The sequence below is a fragment of the Aeribacillus sp. FSL M8-0254 genome (genome assembly GCF_038008845.1).
Lineage (GTDB): Bacteria > Bacillota > Bacilli > Bacillales > Aeribacillaceae > Aeribacillus > Aeribacillus composti.
In genome coordinates, this window is the sequence record NZ_JBBOZY010000001.1 from 1,658,595 (window position 1) to 1,674,249 (window position 15,655).

Here is a 15,655-nt window from a genome sequence, read left to right on the forward strand (position 1 = left end):
AGATGAAGGATGAAAGAGCGTTGATTTAACGTTTTGACTTGCCATTTCTTTGCCGACAGAAACACATAGATCGTTTGACGATATTGTAATTGTCGGACATAATGAAATGGATGGATTAAAGGGGGAGTTGTGTTGTATATTAAAAAACGAAATTTTTTCATCGCAATTGTACTGACGGTCATAATAACTAGCGGTTTTACGCTCACATTACTCAACTTTACGTCAGCATCTGAAAAAGAAAATGATAGTTTTGAGAAGCTTTATTCAGCATATGATACGTTAAAGCAAGAATATTATAAAAAAATAGATGATGAAAAATTGGTAGAAGGTGCTGTCAAAGGGATGGTAGAATCTCTCGACGACCCGTATACGTCATATATGGATTTGAAAGAATCAGAAGGATTTGAAGAAAATATATCTTCAAGCTTTGAAGGAATCGGTGCAGAAGTAACAGAGACGAACGGCTATATCATGATCGTCTCACCGATAAAAGGCTCGCCTGCCGAGAAAGCAGGGTTGAAGCCGAGAGATAAAATTTTAAAAGTTGACAATAAAAGTGTTGAAGGAATGTCTGTGAATGAAGCGGTATCTCTTATTCGTGGCGAAAAAGGAACGAAAGTAAGCCTTGAAATTGAACGGGATGGCGTCGGCACGCTGACCTTTACGATTACAAGAGATACGATTCCGATTGAAACAGTTTATAGTGAAGTAGTAGAAAATAAAATTGGAAAAATACAAATCACAAAATTTTCCGAGAACACTGGAAAAGAATTGGCAGATGTATTGACAGAGCTGAAGGAGAAAAAAGTAAAAGGAATTGTCCTCGATTTAAGACAAAATCCTGGGGGATTGATGGACCAAGCCATAACGATGTCAAATATGTTTGTAGACAAAGGCAAAAAGATTTTGCAAGTTGAAGCAAAAGACGGATCAAAGGATATTTATAAAGCGGAAAATCAACCAATCGTTGATGTACCGGTCGTAGTCATCACAGATAATGGAACAGCCAGCGCAGCCGAAATTATGGCCGCGGCTTTGAACGAATCGGAGGGAATTCCGATTGTAGGAGAAAAAACGTTCGGAAAAGGAACCGTTCAAAGCGCTAAAACGTTTGAAGACGGTTCGTCGATGAAATATACGATTGCCAAATGGCTGACACCTTCAGGCAAATGGATTCACGAAAAAGGAATAGAACCTCAATATAAAGTGACTTTGCCTGAATATGCTCATTTACCATATTTAAATCCGGAAAAAACGTTGCAGGAAGGCGACGTTTCAACAGAAGTGAAAACAGCTGAGAAAATGCTTCAAGCTTTAGGCTATAAAACAGATGTGGACGGATATTTTGATAAAGCATTAAAAAATACTGTTGTTGCTTTCCAAAGAGACCATCAATTAAAACAAACGGGGAAAATCTCACAAGATACGACAATCAAACTGATGGATTTAGTAAGAGAAAAAATTGAAAAAAATGATACCCAAATGAAAAAAGCAATTGAAGTATTGAAATCGAAGATGGAATAAAATTGACAGCAGCGGCTTGGTCTTCCGGCCGCCTTCTTTATTTTCAGATTTGTTCAAGCATATTGTTGACATTGAAAGGACTTTATTTAGGGAAAGTCCTGTTGCAAAATCTTTACTTAACTGATTTTTTCTATACGATGAAGAAAGAGGGAATGATTGCTAATACAACTAAGGCATCCAAATATATGTAAAGTGATCGCAAATAAAAAAGGGCAAGTGACAAATATTTTGCTTTTAAATTCTTGCCTACCTTCTCCACTTTTCATTTCATTTTAAAAAATTTAATAATCATAGACCTCCCTATCGTTCTGCCATTTTCATTTCTAAAATTTAAATAGATTTCTGTTGAGCTTTCATATAATGCGGCGAACGTTCGCTTCGATATTTTTGAATAGGTGTTAAGAAAAGGTATTAAAGTAAAATGCGGTATCGGATTTGTCGCATTTCATCCTCAGTTTCAGGAATATGTTGAAGATCCCTTTTGGCAGTGCGGTGTTTATCCATACAAAAATTGGATGAGTGGAGGCTGGTTAACAAAACCGGCCTCATTTTACTCAGATGGGAAAAGATCAATTTCCGTATAATGATGATCTTTTAATTTCACGAATTTAATTTCAAGAATTCCGTCAGAAAATACGGCTTTTGTCCCTTTTCTTTTCACAGGTGCAGGAAATACAAATTTTTTTTGTTGATTTTTTTCCGGATAATTCATAAGATGCAAATGATGTTGGTTATGCTGGATTTTTATCATTTTTTTTAAATCATCATTCATCGGAAGTTTAATATAGATAAATTCATCTGTCTCATAAAATTCAGGTGAAGGAGGAGCTTCTTTATGATTCATAATAGGAAAAGGACTGGTGAATGGGAATTGCTCCGTATAGTGTGAACCAAACGCTTGCTTCATTACTTCCTGAATATATTGTTCAACATGTCCGGCATTCATGTTTTTCCAAAGATTCATTGCTCACACATCCCTCTTCGACCCTAATTGTTACATTGTAATATATGACTGCTGCGGAAAGATCGTTCAAAACAATTTCTTGGAAAAAGCGATCGAAACAGAATATAATGTGTGATATGGGAAGGAAGATGATCTAGCATGAGATCAGGAATCATGTATATTAGTCTATCTTATATTTTATGGGGGATATTCCCTATTTATTGGAAAGTATTAGACCATGTGTCATCTGAGGAAATTTTGGCTCATCGAATCATATGGTCTTTTGTTTTTGTGTTACTGTTGCTTTTGTTCCAAAAACGATTTGCTGATTTTTTATATGAGTGCACCAAAATCATTAAATCACCCAAGATTTTGTTAACGTTGGCTCTTTCATCCTTCTTAATCAGCGCCAATTGGTTTGTTTATATTTGGGCGGTGAATCATGACCGTGTACTTGAGACAAGTCTTGGTTATTACATAAATCCATTGGTGAGCGTACTATTAGGAATGATCTTTTTGCATGAAAAATTAAACAAAGGGCAGCAGACCGCGTTTTTGTTTGCGGCTTTCGGAGTGCTCATATCAACTGTCCATTATGGCCATGTTCCGTGGACATCGCTTATTCTTGCGAGTACATTCGGGTTTTATGGACTGGCTAAAAAAGTGATAAAATTAGATTCTGCTTTTGGTCTGGCGCTTGAAACGTTTGTTGTGTTTCCAATTGGAATCATTTATGTGCTATACTTAGAATCGTTAGGAAGCAGTGTTTTTTTTGAATGGGATGCATCGACCAACTTTCTTCTAATGGGAACAGGCGTCATTACAGCGATCCCTTTATTGTTGTTTGCGAAAGGTACGCCTAAAATTCCGATGTATTTTCTCGGAGTCTTGCAATATATTGCGCCAACGATCACTTTTTTTCTCGGCGTTTTTCTTTACCACGAGCCGTTTACTGTTGTAGAATTGATCACCTTTGTTTGCATTTGGACAGGCATCATCATTTTTACAATGAGTGAACCTTCTTTCAAAACGATATGGAAGACTAGACTCTCAAAATAACCTCATGCAAGCAGGTTCCTCGAGGTGAATAAATGTGAATGATAATGAACTTCTTCATGCATACAGAAAACTTTGGTCAAACCGAACTCTTTCAGTAGGGTCAGATGAGAAAAAAACGTTGGAAGAGGCGATTAAAAAAGAACTCCTCGATGAAATGACTCACCCTAGAGTAAGAAAAAGTCCAGATAAAAAATTACTAGATGCGCTGAAACGCATTATAGCAGCCGACATTTCACCGGAAGAGAAGCTTGAATTAATCAGCAAGCATATGGAGATGTATGAGAAAATCTTAACAAAATAAAGAAGGTGGAAGCTTTGAAACCGATTGATCCGATAAGGGTTCAAAAAATCATTGATTCTTTTTTACATAAAGAGGTGTATATTCATCTTGAAACGACAACCGGTGCTTATACTTCACACCACAATCAAAACAGCATGACTATTGTCGCGTTTGTCCGAAATGCAAAAATTACATTTTCACAAGGTAAAATAAAAGGAACAGGACCATACCGTGTCGGATTAAAAACAGAGGAAGGCTGGGTGTATGCTGAAGGTCTTACCGATTATACCGTTGATGAACAAAATCGCCTGCTCATGGCCGGCCACGATCGAGATGGAAAGCTTGCCATTGCATTACAAATTAGTGAAACTCCATTTTCATAAAAAGGAGAGAGGAATAAATGGAAGAGAGGTTATTAGTGATCCTGCCTCATCCCGACGATGAATCGTTCGGAGCAGCAGGACTGATCGCTTTAAAACGGAAAGCAAACGTACCTGTCACGTATGCTTGCTGCACTTTAGGCGAAATGGGCCGCAGCATGGGAAAGCCTTTAATCGCCAATAGGGAGACATTAAAAGATATTCGAAAAAAAGAATTGGAGCAGGTCGCAAAAATTTTAAATATAAACGATTTACGAATGCTCGGCTATCGGGATAAAACATTGGAATTTGAAGATGAAGAAAAATTGGCAGACCACTTTGAACAGATCATCCGGGAAGTCAAACCGACCCTTCTTGTCACATTTTATCCTGGTTATGCTGTTCATCCAGATCACAACGCTTGTGGCGAGGCGGTTATTCGTGCGGTGAAACGCTTGAAAAGGGAGGAGCGTCCAACCGTTTATTGCATAGCTTTTTCAAACGATCGATTTGAACATATAGGCGAGCCGGATGTAGAAATCGATATATCTGAAGTTGCAGATATAAAAATACAGGCATTGAAGGCTCATCGATCACAAACTTATTCCATCGTAGAAAAAATAGAAGAAGGAGGAAAAGACCTCCCTCAATTTCAACAATTTTTTCATAAAGAAACGTTCTGGATTTACCCATTTGATGATGAAAAATAAACGATCGAATAGGCTGCTTTGAAAATATTTACAATACAGGTCTATCATCCTCTTTTTTGAAAAAATGATGAATTTTATCTCATAATATAGTAAAATATGAAGAAAGTTGTCGATATAAAAAGTAAGAAATTTAATTGTACGATAAACGAACATAGGATATCTCATATGAGGAGGAAAGGCTGTATGAAGAAAAAAGTGTTGGGATTAACGACATCCGCGGTTCTTGGATCTTCCGTTTTCGCAGGAGTCGCTTCCGCTGAAACGATTCGAGTAGAAGCCGGGGATACTCTTTGGGGAATCTCGCAAAGATATAATACTACTGTTGTAAAGTTAAAAGAAGCAAATAGACTTACAAGCGATACAATATACATAGGTCAGGTTTTAAATATTCCTTCAGAAGCATCGTCTTCTCCGAAAGCGAAACTAACTACTAATAATAAAACAGAGGCGGCTCCTAAACAAACTGGTTCGACATACATAGTGAAAAAAGGTGATACGTTATGGGGCATTGCCAAAAACAACGGAACGTCTGTCAGCGAATTAAAAAGGCTGAACGGATTAACCAGCGATTTAATTTATCCTGGACAAGTGTTAAAACTATCTGGATCCAGCCAAGCTGTATCTAGCGAAAAGGTTAGCGCCAAAGAACAGGTGCAGGCGCCCAAACAAACCTCACAAACTTCAAATAAAGCAAGTTCACAAAATACATATACCGTCCAAAAAGGCGACTCTCTATGGAAAATTGCTGTAAAATTTAAATTAACCGTCAATCAATTAAAAGCTGCGAATAACCTTTCATCTGACGTTATTTACCCCGGCCAAGTATTGAAGCTGTCAGGCTCTTCAGCCGATAGTGCACGTCAAGTGAATTCCGGTACAAAAACGAATTCTGATTCATCTACTCAAAACGGCAAAGTTTTAGTAATGATTCGAGAGGCCAAAAAATTAGTTGGAGTTCCGTACAGATGGGGCGGAAATACGCCATCTGGTTTTGACTGCAGCGGATTTGTTTACTATGTATTAAACAAAGTGACATCCGTTTCTCGGTTAAGTACAGCCGGTTATTGGAACATGATGAAACCAGTAAGTTCACCAGATGTCGGAGACTTTGTATATTTTTCAACATATAAAAAAGGTCCTTCCCACATGGGAATCTAGCTTGGAAATGGGGATTTCATTCATGCCGGATCAAGTGGCGTGCAAATATCGAATTTAAACCAAAAATATTGGAACGATCGATATTTAGGAGCCAGATCTTACTTTTAAAATTATATTTTGCGAGAATGAGAAACATGAAGCAATCAGCCGTTTGTTGGCTGATTGCTTTTTTAATCGGAAGAATGATAGAATCGTCTAATTTGCCGATACATCCATCTTCCTTATAATAGGGATTTTGCATGAGTATGAAATTTGAACAAAAAATATAAGTTTTTTCTAGTAAAAGATTATTAATAATAACGTACTTTTCGGTACTATTTTTAAGAAATTAGTAAAATTAAAAGGTTTTAGTGATATTTTGAAAAATTTATTTAATGTCTATTTAACGACACTCAACAGATGTTTCAATAGATGTAAATTCAATCAATGAAGTACTAGAGTTTATGAAAGCATACTATAATATAATGTAAATGATGATATGGTTTGGATGGATGAGTTATTGTTAACAAACATGAATGGTAGAGTGATTGGATGTACATAATATTGTGTGATTGGGTTAGATTTTTTGGTGAAAATGAAGAAATTAGTAGAGTTTATTTTTAGCTAGATCTGCTATGGTCTGATCAGCTCTAGTTAAGTGTTTTGCCACTCTTTCCGCAACGTCTACCTAGTTTTAATATATACATGAATAAAAATAATATCATTTCAATATGTAGATATGATATAATTTAGCTAAAACTTGCATATACTGCATCTGAGGAGGTGTAGTATATGTGTCGAGAGGATGATAAAAAAATGTTAGCAGCTACTAATAAGAATAAACTTAAAAAGCCTATTATCACAAAAAATAAATTTTTAAATTTATCTAAAAAAGATTGGAAAGAAGCAAATGAAGTAAGTAAAAACACAAGAGGAATTTCAAAAATAACTTATAGGGATTTATTTGGAGGTAAATAAATTGACTGGTTTTTTAAATAGAGAAAACTGGAAACAAATTAAAAAGGTTATGAATTTGAAGCTGCCATCCTTTATCCGTCAGATACAAAAAGACCTCTTTCGTTTTTTATTCCTAATAAAAACAATCCATTAGAAGGAAAAATAGTTGATCAAATAGGTAATTTTTCTCCAGAAATAATTGAAGGAAGACCTAGAGCCAGAGAACAACAAGTTGTTGTTACTATTAAGCCAAGAAAAGTAATTATTGTAACTAATAATATAATAAATCAAAATGAAGAATTTGAATATATTTTAATTGCTCCAATAAATACTATTAAATTATCAGAAAAATCTAAAGATTGGTATGAAAAGTTAATTTATGATGAACATCCAATTTTCACATATATTCCCAAAGGAAATATAGAAAGATATGTGGATTTAAGTCAGATTATGACAATACATAAAAGTTTATTGCTGACAAAATATGATAAAATTCCAGATGAAAGAATGGAATTAATTGATGAAAATTTATTGCAGTGTTTATCTCTTGGAATTATAAAAGAAGAAGCTGAAAATATAATAAAAAATCAAAATATTGAAATTTAACAAAAAGTCATCATTAATAAAATAACATGATGGCTTTTTGTTTTGGTTACAGTACTTCTACCACCTTACATAGGATTTGTGAACAATTAACCAGCAAAAAACACCATTATATTATTATGCTTTTAGGCTGAGAAGTGATATCCAAGCTGTAAAGAATGCTTTACTTCCCCCTAAAACATCGGTCTGCTTGAGGGTCAAATCAATCGCTTACAAATAATAAAACGAGTGACTTGCGGACGAACTGGATTATTTTTGTTAGAGAAACAGGTACTTTATCGATTGTGATAACTATTGCGAAATAACAAATATAAACTTGTTTTCAACCCTTACTCGTTTTCATAAAAAATTTCGTAAGAACCATATTTAAAATCATTTCTAAACAAAAGATCGAAGTCATCACGAGAAACCATGTCTTCTATCTACAACAATCATCTGGTAGACCGATTGATCATCCCTTGAAAGCAATGGTTGGATTTTAAAAAATTCTATACGAAAAAATCTTGTCTCAATCGAGGTGTAAATAGATATTGTTTTTGCACAAAAATTGTTTTATAATCATTATGGAATTAAATAAATAGCATCCTCATTCACCCGATGAGGTAGAGGTTGCGGCTTTTATGAGTACTGCGAACGAGATGCAGAGAACATTGAAGACTTCGCTGGAAAGGGAAAGCCGCCGAAGTTCGCACATTTCTCTGGATGTGCGGACTGGGGTTGCCACCGAACAGGGGCAGCACTGTCACGGTTTGCCTGAAGAAAAGCAGCCGTGGAGCGCTATCTTCACGGAAGGGTTGATACGGGTAATGTTTGTATTGCCGCCGAATCACCTTCGGCGGCTTTTTTGGTGCGCCCAGCATGGGTGTAATCTCTAGGGTGAAAGTCCCGAGCTGCAAAGGCAGAAGAGCAGTTAGCTTAACAGAAGGGGATGGTGCGGCTATTTTGCCTTGGCAGATACGCCAAGTAAGTTCAAAGAATTTGGCGAATGGATCAGACGAAGACTTCGAATGTGTTTATGGAAAGAGTGGAAAACGCCGAAAACAAAAATTCGGAAACTCAGAGGATTAAGTGTTCCAACGCATAAGCCATTCGAGTGGGGTAATACGCAAGAAATACTGTCGGATTGCCTGCAGTCCCATTCTACACAAAACCCTCGACAACTCCTACTGGAGTCGACAAGGGTTAAGAAGTCTATTCGAAAGATATCAATTTCTGCGTCATCTTAATTGAACCGCCGTATACTGAACGGTACGTACGGTGGTGTGAGAGGTCGGGGGTTAGTCACCCACTCCTGCTCGATTATCACCCGGCTCCTTTCCATGACAAAGAAAAAAGGAGCGATGAAAACAATGGAAAGCGTTATTAAAAAGAAGGAAACAGCTACGACCGACCATTCTTCGCCTAACCAGCTTCGACGCAAGCTAAAAACAAGGCATTTAACGATGATTTCTCTTGGTGGGACGATTGGCACTGGATTGTTTTTAGCCAGCGGTGGAGCAATTCATACTGCTGGGCCGGGCGGAGCGCTGGTAGCGTATATTGCAATTGGTATAATGGTGTATTTTTTGATGACCAGTCTTGCAGAAATGGCAGCTTATATGCCAGTTACTGGAACGTTTAGTACGTATGCAACTAAGTTTGTCGATCCTGCGCTCGGATTTGCTCTAGGATGGAATTACTGGTACAACTGGGCCATTACGATTGCCGCAGAGCTCTCTGCTGTGACTATCATTATGAAATTTTGGTTTCCTGATAGTCCTTCACTTTTATGGAGCGCTTTATGCTTAGTAATTATGTTTCTGCTTAATTATTTATCCGTAAAAGGATTTGGCGAAGCAGAATATTGGTTTTCGCTCATTAAAGTAATAACAGTCATTATTTTTCTTATTGTCAGCTTTTTAATAATTGTAGGTATTATGGGTGGTGAAGCGGTTGGATTTAAAAACTTCACCATCGGCGACGCTCCATTCCATGGTGGTTTCATGGCGACTCTCGGCATTTTTATGGCGGCGGGTTTTTCTTTCCAAGGAACAGAGCTGCTTGGAGTTGCAGCAGGTGAAAGCGAGGATCCGAAACGTAACATTCCTCGCGCCATTCGGCAAGTATTTTGGCGCATTTTGCTATTTTATATATTGGCTATTTTAGCAATCGGACTTCTTATTCCATATACGAATGAAAATCTAGCGAATAGCGATGTTACGGTCAGCCCGTTTACTCTCGTTTTTGACAAAGCTGGCATTGCGTTCGCTGCATCCGTTATGAATGCTGTCATTTTAACAGCGGTTTTATCAGCTGGAAACTCTGGTATGTATGCGTCTACTCGGATGCTTTGGGGGCTAGCAAAAGAGGGGAAAGCGCCAAAATTTTTGGCTAAGTTGAATCGCCGGGGAGTCCCTGTTAATGCATTACTGGTTACTGCTTCATTAGGAACACTTGCTTTCTTGGCTTCGTTTTTTGGGGATGGGATCGTCTATGTATGGTTATTAAATGCTTCTGGTTTGTCGGGGTTCATTGCATGGCTTGGCATTGCAATCAGTCACTATCGTTTCCGCAAAGCGTATGTTGCGCAAGGGAGAGATCTCCGTGATCTTCCTTACAAAGCAAAATGGTTTCCATTCGGACCGCTGTTCGCTCTGGTACTTTGCGCGGTCGTCATTTTGGGACAGAACTACAGGGCCTTCATGGGCGAATCAATCGACTGGTACGGTATTCTCGTTTCTTACATTGGATTGCCATTGTTTTTAGCAGTTTGGTTTGGCTATAAAATCGTGAAAAAGACAAAGGTCGTTCCTCTCGAAGAATGTGAATTAGACTAAAAAGCCGATTGATAAGACGCATTAGTTCCAAAATCTGCACGCTCGGTGTTCAATGGATTTTGTATGCCATCACAACGACGAAAACGCTCGTACGGTGCAGGACAAGTGTAAACGAATGATGGTCCAATCAGAAAAGCCGCTCTTTCTTGATACGGAGCGGCATTCATCAGTTAAAGGGAAAGCTTCAACTTTTCCATCAAATGATTTGTTCTTTTTATTCCGATAATTAAGATTGTCTGTTCAGAGCTCCCAACATTCAGAGATGGGGGAATGGCGGAAAGGCGTCTTTCATTTGGTAAGATAGAAAACGATTGGATTGAATCCATTCCTCCCTATATAGGTGTAACTTGACATGTTAACATCTGTATGGATATGTAGCTTGGACCGTTTTTCGACGGTCAGAAAATAGGTGTCTTTCTTAATGTTGCCAAAATGTTAAATGATACATTTGAATTACAAGATCTATATATAATTTTAACTAAGCTACTGGTATGCGAAAGTTGAGTTCAATATAAATAAATTTCTATATAATTTATTGATTTATAGGGGCTGTCTAATAAGTCGATTTTTGGGGCTTATAGACGCCCCTTTAACTTTTTTTTTAAAACGTTGATATATTCATGCTTATGATTTGATGGATTTTGACTTTCTGGACAATCCCAGTAGTACAAACCACGTCTATGGTTTGTGCTGTCTGTAAAAATTATAATATTTTAAATTCAAAAGAATCTTAAAAATTAATGTGTTAAAAAAGGATATGATATAGTTATGTAGTGAAACAATATAAAAAAGAACGTGATGATTAGAAAGGAAATTTTTATGATGTCTTTAGAGCTTCATTTGCCAAAAGAAATAATAAATGTAATTGAATCTCGCAAAAAGCGGGTGCATTCTGATCAAGATCAAAGATTAATTGGACAAGGCGGTTTTTTGTCTGACGATCCAGTCATTTTGTATGATGCGCTGGTGGCATTGGCCCTTGGAAAAAATGTTTTGTTAAAAGGACCGACCGGTGCTGGGAAAACGAAACTTGCTGAAACGCTGTCATCATTTTTTTCTCAGCCGATGCACAGCATTAACTGTTCAGTTGATCTTGATGCCGAAGCATTGCTTGGATATAAAACGATTGTCAATTCCAGCAATCAAACAGCCATTGAGTTTGTCGAAGGACCTGTTATTCAGGCGATGAAAAAAGGGCATTTTTTATATATAGATGAAATCAATATGGCGAAACCTGAGACATTGCCAATTTTAAATGGGGTGCTAGATTACCGGAGGCGGATCACGAATCCATTTACACAAGAGGTTGTGGCGGCGAAAGAGGGATTTGGTGTCATCGCAGCTATTAACGAAGGGTATGTAGGGACGGTTCCGTTAAACGAAGCGTTGAAAAACCGATTCGTCGTGATGGATGTTCCATATGTACAAAATGAAAAGTTAAAACAAGTGCTCACTGAGCAGTCTTCTTTAAAAGATGAAAAGCTGATAGAAAAGTTTCTCACATTATCCAGTGACATTATTACACAAGTAAAAATCGGGAAGGTTTCGGAAGAAGCAGCTTCCATCCGGGCTTTGATCGATGCCTGCGATTTGTCGGTTTATTTGCCCCCTTTAAGAGCGATTGAACGGGCCATTGCAGCAAAATTGGATGATGAGCTGGAAAAAAGAGCGATCATGAACATTGCAGAAACCGTTTTTGAGTGAGGGAAATCCGATGCATTATATAAAATTTAATGATGAAATCATAGATTCAATGTTAATGATGGAGCTGTCCGACTTAGCGCAAACATTGACAAAACGAAGAGATATCGATATCGCTTTTGCCGTTCAGTCTTACTTTCATCCAGCAGAACAAAAAATTTATATCAGCCATTTTTGGAACGATCGTGCGGAAGAAGACAAGCTTGCAGGATTTAAATCAGACATTTATTTGCGCGCAATTGGCAGCTATTATTATACGGATTTTCATCAAATTGCTGCATTTCATGATCTCGTTCGGACATTACATCATCAAAAATTTGCAAAACAGCTGTTGATGCTGCTTGAAGATGTGCGGATTGAAGAGCTGGTTAAACGCGATCGTCCCGGGACAAAGCGTTATTTCCGCAAGCGGCTGAATATTTATAAAAAATATTACCGTGATCAGTTGAAAGCAAGCCTTGATCGGGGATTTGCAACCGATGCGCTCTTTGCGGCCCTGTATGAAATGGCTACGGCCACATCACCTGTTTTGAATGTACCAGAAATAAGCGTCCAAATAGATGAACTGCTGCCTTTCGTGAAGGAACAAGTGATGAACGTATACGATGCAAATAGCACGAAAGAAGTTTCCGATATTGTCCTGAAGACGATGGGGCTGTTGGATGAAGTGTTGAAAAAAGATTTGATCCATACTTATTTCATTTTGCCTGATTTATCGGAAAAAGATCTCCATACCTTGACTTTTGACGACATGAAACGAAAAGACCGGCTTCAAAATCAGGATGCACTGGATAATGTAAAAAAGGGTGATGAAGATCTTCATGATGAAAAAATGGCCGTATGGCATCGTGAAACATCCACACCGACGAAAAGCTTTTTGCAATTTGATTTAGAACAAGGAACGCAAACGAATTTAATAGATGAACATGCAAGGCAAACTGAGACGGGAGATCAGGCGCTTGTGATTGTGGAAGGTTCAGCTAGACAGACTCAAAACAATTATTATGACGAAGTAAATGCTGATGAAAAGCTGCAAAAAGAAGCAGAGCAAGAAATACAACAACAACTCGGGAAGGAAAACAAGCATGCAAAAGCATATTTCCTGACGGCAAACATGCCAAAGGAAGCAGAAAAAACTGCGTATGAAAAGGAATTGCAGCAATTGATCGTGTACAAAAAACGTTTGCAGCGAATCATTCAAAAAACGCTTGAACATAAAAAGACATATCCAAAACAAGATGAACATTTCGGCAGATTGAATAAAAAGCTGTTGCGTCTATGGACGGATGAAAACCCGAAGCTTTTTTTCAAAAAAAAGAATCCTGCGAATGATCTTGACGGGGTGTTTACACTGCTCGTCGACTGCTCTGCATCCATGCACGACAAAATGGAAGAAACGAAACGAGGCATCATTTTGTTTCATGAAACGTTAAAGTCCGTTCGGGTTCCACATCAAATTGTCGGTTTTTGGGAAGACTCGGCAAACAGTACAGAAAACAACCAGCCGAACTATTTCAAAAAAGTAATCAACTTCGAAACTTCACTTAGCTCCAGCTCAGGACCAGAAATCATGCAGCTTTTGCCTGAAGAAGATAACCGCGACGGTTTTGCGATCCGGCATATGACAAACGAACTGCTTGCAAGAAAAGAGAAGCAAAAATTTCTTCTTGTTTTTTCAGACGGTGAGCCTGCTGCCTACGGATATGATCAAAATGGAATTGTCGATACACATGAAGCCGTTATGAATGCACGAAAGCACGGTATAGAGGTGCTGAACATATTTTTATCCGCCGGAGCAGTTGAAGAAAGCAAAAGAAAGCATTCCTGTTAGGAGCTTTTCCGGGGACTTGATCAAAAAAAGCCCTCTTGGTATGATGCAGGGGTGTCAAACAACACCTACCATCATGCCAAGGAGGACTTCAGATGAATTGTACACAAAATCATAAAATCAATCAAGTCACCGAACAAACGCTTGTCGTGGGAATCGATATCGCGAAACGAACCCACTACGCCTGCTTCGTGGATGACCGGGGGCGTGTGCTTCGAAAATCCTTCCCGTTCCTCCAGTCGAAGAAGGGATTTCGGCAGCTGAATGAAGCGATTCAGGAGGCGATGCAAGCGTTCGGGAAGTCACAGGTGATCGTCGCCGTGGAACCGACCGGGCACTACTGGTTGAACCTGGCCTACTTTCTCGAGGAAAACGGGATCCCGCTGGTCATGGTCAACCCAGCGCATGTGTGCCGGTCGAAAGAACTCGATGACAACCTGCCGACGAAACACGACGCCAAAGACGCCCTGGTCATCGCCAGACTGGCGAAAGACGGACGATTCCTCGTCCCCCGGCTGTTGCACGAGATCGAAGCGGATTTGCGCGTCGGGAGCACCCTCAAAGAAAAGCTCCGCAAGGAACAGACGGCGGTGAAAAATGCGATCATTCGTTGGACCGATCGGTATTTTCCGGAGTTTTGGACGGTGTTTCGCGATCTGGGGAAAACGGCGCTTTCGGTGTTGGAGTGGACGCCGTTTCCGGCCGATATGGTGGGTCGGACCGCCGAGGAGCTCATCGAGGTGTACCGGCAAAGCGAAGGGCTGAAATGCCCGCAGAAGGCCAAAATTCAGGCGTTGATCGACGCCGCGAAGGACTCCATTGGGGTGACGGAAGGGACGACGATGGCCCGGTTTGAGATCGCCGCGCTCGTCCGCCAATACCGCCAATTAGAAGCCGAGATCGCGGCGCTGGACGCGGAGTTGAAGGCGTTGGTTCAAACGACGATGGAGTATCAATGGCTGAAAACGGTCGACGGGTTGGGGGATGCCACGATCATTGACCTGCTGGCGGAGATCGGCAGTTTCTCCCACTATCGGGACCCGCGTCAATTGGTGAAATTAGCGGGCCTGACGCTCAAGGAGAACTCCTCCGGCCAGCGCAAAGGGCAAAAGCGGATCTCCAAACGGGGACGAAAACGGCTGCGATCGGTGTTGTTTCGGGCGATGATTCCGCTGATCCGGCACAACGAGGCGTTTCGCGAGCTGCATGAGTATTACACGACCCGATCCGTCAACCCGCTGACCGGAAAACAGTCTATCGTGGTGTTATGCCGAAAACTGCTGAATGTGCTGTTTGCGATTTGTACGAAGAAACAAGCCTTTGACGCAGAGCGAATGATGCAGGACGTCTTGTCCCAAGTTCAACACCGGGTGGCATAAGGCCTCCCCCACGAACAGAAAAAATGTTTGACAACAGGATGACACCGGAGAAGCTGGCGTGATCTCCTCCATGCGACCTCGAGTCCCTAAGAAAGCTTGGCCGGCCTCCGCCTGATGACGAGACCGAACGAGGGAATGTTGGCGCAAAGACGCCCGGAGACATGGGAGGGTTCGTCCTCATCAGCGATGCGGAGATCCAAGGGTGCATCGAATACGCTTCCCCCCACGTCAGGAAAATGTATCCAGACGTGGCCGCGAAGCGCACCCTGGCTCTGTAAGATATCCACAAAACTGAAAAAGGATGTAAGGGATTTTGTCGAAAAATATTTTTTTGACACCCCTGAGAGGCCGAAAAGCCT

Annotated in this window: 12 protein-coding genes, 2 pseudogenes and 1 riboswitch; of the genes and pseudogenes, 13 read left to right on the forward strand and 1 reads right to left on the reverse strand. The window is 39.7% G+C overall.

Translation table 11 applies throughout. The annotated features are described in order from the left end of the window. The first annotated feature begins 138 nt into the window (after positions 1 to 138). Entirely contained in the window at positions 139 to 1,524 is a 1,386-nt protein-coding gene (locus tag NSQ44_RS08045) for a S41 family peptidase (RefSeq protein WP_340858187.1), read from the forward strand. Between the two features lie 550 nt (positions 1,525 to 2,074). Here NSQ44_RS08045 and NSQ44_RS08050 read toward each other — a convergent pair. Then, positions 2,075 to 2,488, reverse strand: coding sequence for an Hsp20/alpha crystallin family protein (locus NSQ44_RS08050; protein WP_063389698.1), 414 nt, complete (start codon positions 2,486 to 2,488; stop codon positions 2,075 to 2,077). 138 nt (positions 2,489 to 2,626) lie between these two features. Between NSQ44_RS08050 and rarD the strand changes: the two genes are divergently transcribed. The 12 genes and pseudogenes from rarD (at position 2,627) to NSQ44_RS08110 (ending at position 15,296) form a co-directional block, all read left to right on the forward strand. After that, positions 2,627 to 3,526 carry an EamA family transporter RarD gene (gene rarD, locus NSQ44_RS08055; protein ID WP_066250309.1) on the forward strand — a complete coding sequence of 300 codons (900 nt, stop codon included), beginning with the start codon at positions 2,627 to 2,629 and terminating at the stop codon, positions 3,524 to 3,526. A gap of 34 nt (positions 3,527 to 3,560) precedes the next feature. Beyond that, positions 3,561 to 3,827: a hypothetical protein gene (locus NSQ44_RS08060; protein WP_063389700.1), complete on the forward strand. Its 267-nt coding sequence runs from the start codon at positions 3,561 to 3,563 to the stop codon at positions 3,825 to 3,827. Between the two features lie 14 nt (positions 3,828 to 3,841). Next, positions 3,842 to 4,189, forward strand: coding sequence for a YojF family protein (locus NSQ44_RS08065; protein WP_063389701.1), 348 nt, complete (start codon positions 3,842 to 3,844; stop codon positions 4,187 to 4,189). 17 nt (positions 4,190 to 4,206) lie between these two features. Beyond that, positions 4,207 to 4,875 carry a bacillithiol biosynthesis deacetylase BshB2 gene (bshB2, locus tag NSQ44_RS08070; RefSeq protein WP_063389702.1) on the forward strand — a complete coding sequence of 223 codons (669 nt, stop codon included), beginning with the start codon at positions 4,207 to 4,209 and terminating at the stop codon, positions 4,873 to 4,875. Positions 4,876 to 5,058: 183 nt separating this feature from the next. After that, positions 5,059 to 6,141, forward strand: a pseudogene (locus NSQ44_RS08075) (LysM peptidoglycan-binding domain-containing protein). Positions 6,142 to 6,804: 663 nt separating this feature from the next. After that, positions 6,805 to 6,990 carry a hypothetical protein gene (locus NSQ44_RS08080; RefSeq protein ID WP_094245675.1) on the forward strand — a complete coding sequence of 62 codons (186 nt, stop codon included), beginning with the start codon at positions 6,805 to 6,807 and terminating at the stop codon, positions 6,988 to 6,990. 222 nt (positions 6,991 to 7,212) lie between these two features. Beyond that, on the forward strand, positions 7,213 to 7,575 hold the full coding sequence (locus NSQ44_RS08085; RefSeq protein ID WP_340858188.1) for a type II toxin-antitoxin system PemK/MazF family toxin: 363 nt from the start codon (positions 7,213 to 7,215) through the stop codon (positions 7,573 to 7,575). A gap of 592 nt (positions 7,576 to 8,167) precedes the next feature. Beyond that, positions 8,168 to 8,360, forward strand: a riboswitch (Lysine riboswitch). 138 nt (positions 8,361 to 8,498) lie between these two features. Next, positions 8,499 to 8,802 (forward strand): annotated as a pseudogene (locus NSQ44_RS08090) (group II intron maturase-specific domain-containing protein); the annotation flags it as partial. A 119-nt stretch (positions 8,803 to 8,921) separates the two neighbouring features. Next, positions 8,922 to 10,388 (forward strand): amino acid permease, encoded by a 1,467-nt coding sequence (locus NSQ44_RS08095; RefSeq protein WP_340856450.1) that lies wholly within the window; start codon positions 8,922 to 8,924, stop codon positions 10,386 to 10,388. 798 nt (positions 10,389 to 11,186) lie between these two features. After that, positions 11,187 to 12,092 carry an ATP-binding protein gene (locus tag NSQ44_RS08100; protein ID WP_094245678.1) on the forward strand — a complete coding sequence of 302 codons (906 nt, stop codon included), beginning with the start codon at positions 11,187 to 11,189 and terminating at the stop codon, positions 12,090 to 12,092. A 10-nt stretch (positions 12,093 to 12,102) separates the two neighbouring features. Beyond that, complete coding sequence (locus NSQ44_RS08105; RefSeq protein WP_340856453.1) at positions 12,103 to 13,920, forward strand: vWA domain-containing protein; 1,818 nt, start codon at positions 12,103 to 12,105, stop codon at positions 13,918 to 13,920. A 92-nt stretch (positions 13,921 to 14,012) separates the two neighbouring features. After that, entirely contained in the window at positions 14,013 to 15,296 is a 1,284-nt protein-coding gene (locus NSQ44_RS08110) for an IS110 family transposase (protein WP_340855228.1), read from the forward strand. Positions 15,297 to 15,655 lie beyond the last annotated feature (359 nt).

Coding starts and splice junctions, on each gene's coding strand:
- NSQ44_RS08050 (WP_063389698.1), bottom strand. CDS start 2,488: ATGAATCTTTGGAAAAACATGAATGCCGGACATGTTGAACAATATATT.
- rarD (WP_066250309.1), top strand. CDS start 2,627: ATGAGATCAGGAATCATGTATATTAGTCTATCTTATATTTTATGGGGG.
- bshB2 (WP_063389702.1), top strand. CDS start 4,207: ATGGAAGAGAGGTTATTAGTGATCCTGCCTCATCCCGACGATGAATCG.
- NSQ44_RS08080 (WP_094245675.1), top strand. CDS start 6,805: ATGTGTCGAGAGGATGATAAAAAAATGTTAGCAGCTACTAATAAGAAT.
- NSQ44_RS08095 (WP_340856450.1), top strand. CDS start 8,922: ATGGAAAGCGTTATTAAAAAGAAGGAAACAGCTACGACCGACCATTCT.
- NSQ44_RS08100 (WP_094245678.1), top strand. CDS start 11,187: ATGATTAGAAAGGAAATTTTTATGATGTCTTTAGAGCTTCATTTGCCA.
- NSQ44_RS08105 (WP_340856453.1), top strand. CDS start 12,103: ATGCATTATATAAAATTTAATGATGAAATCATAGATTCAATGTTAATG.
- NSQ44_RS08110 (WP_340855228.1), top strand. CDS start 14,013: ATGAATTGTACACAAAATCATAAAATCAATCAAGTCACCGAACAAACG.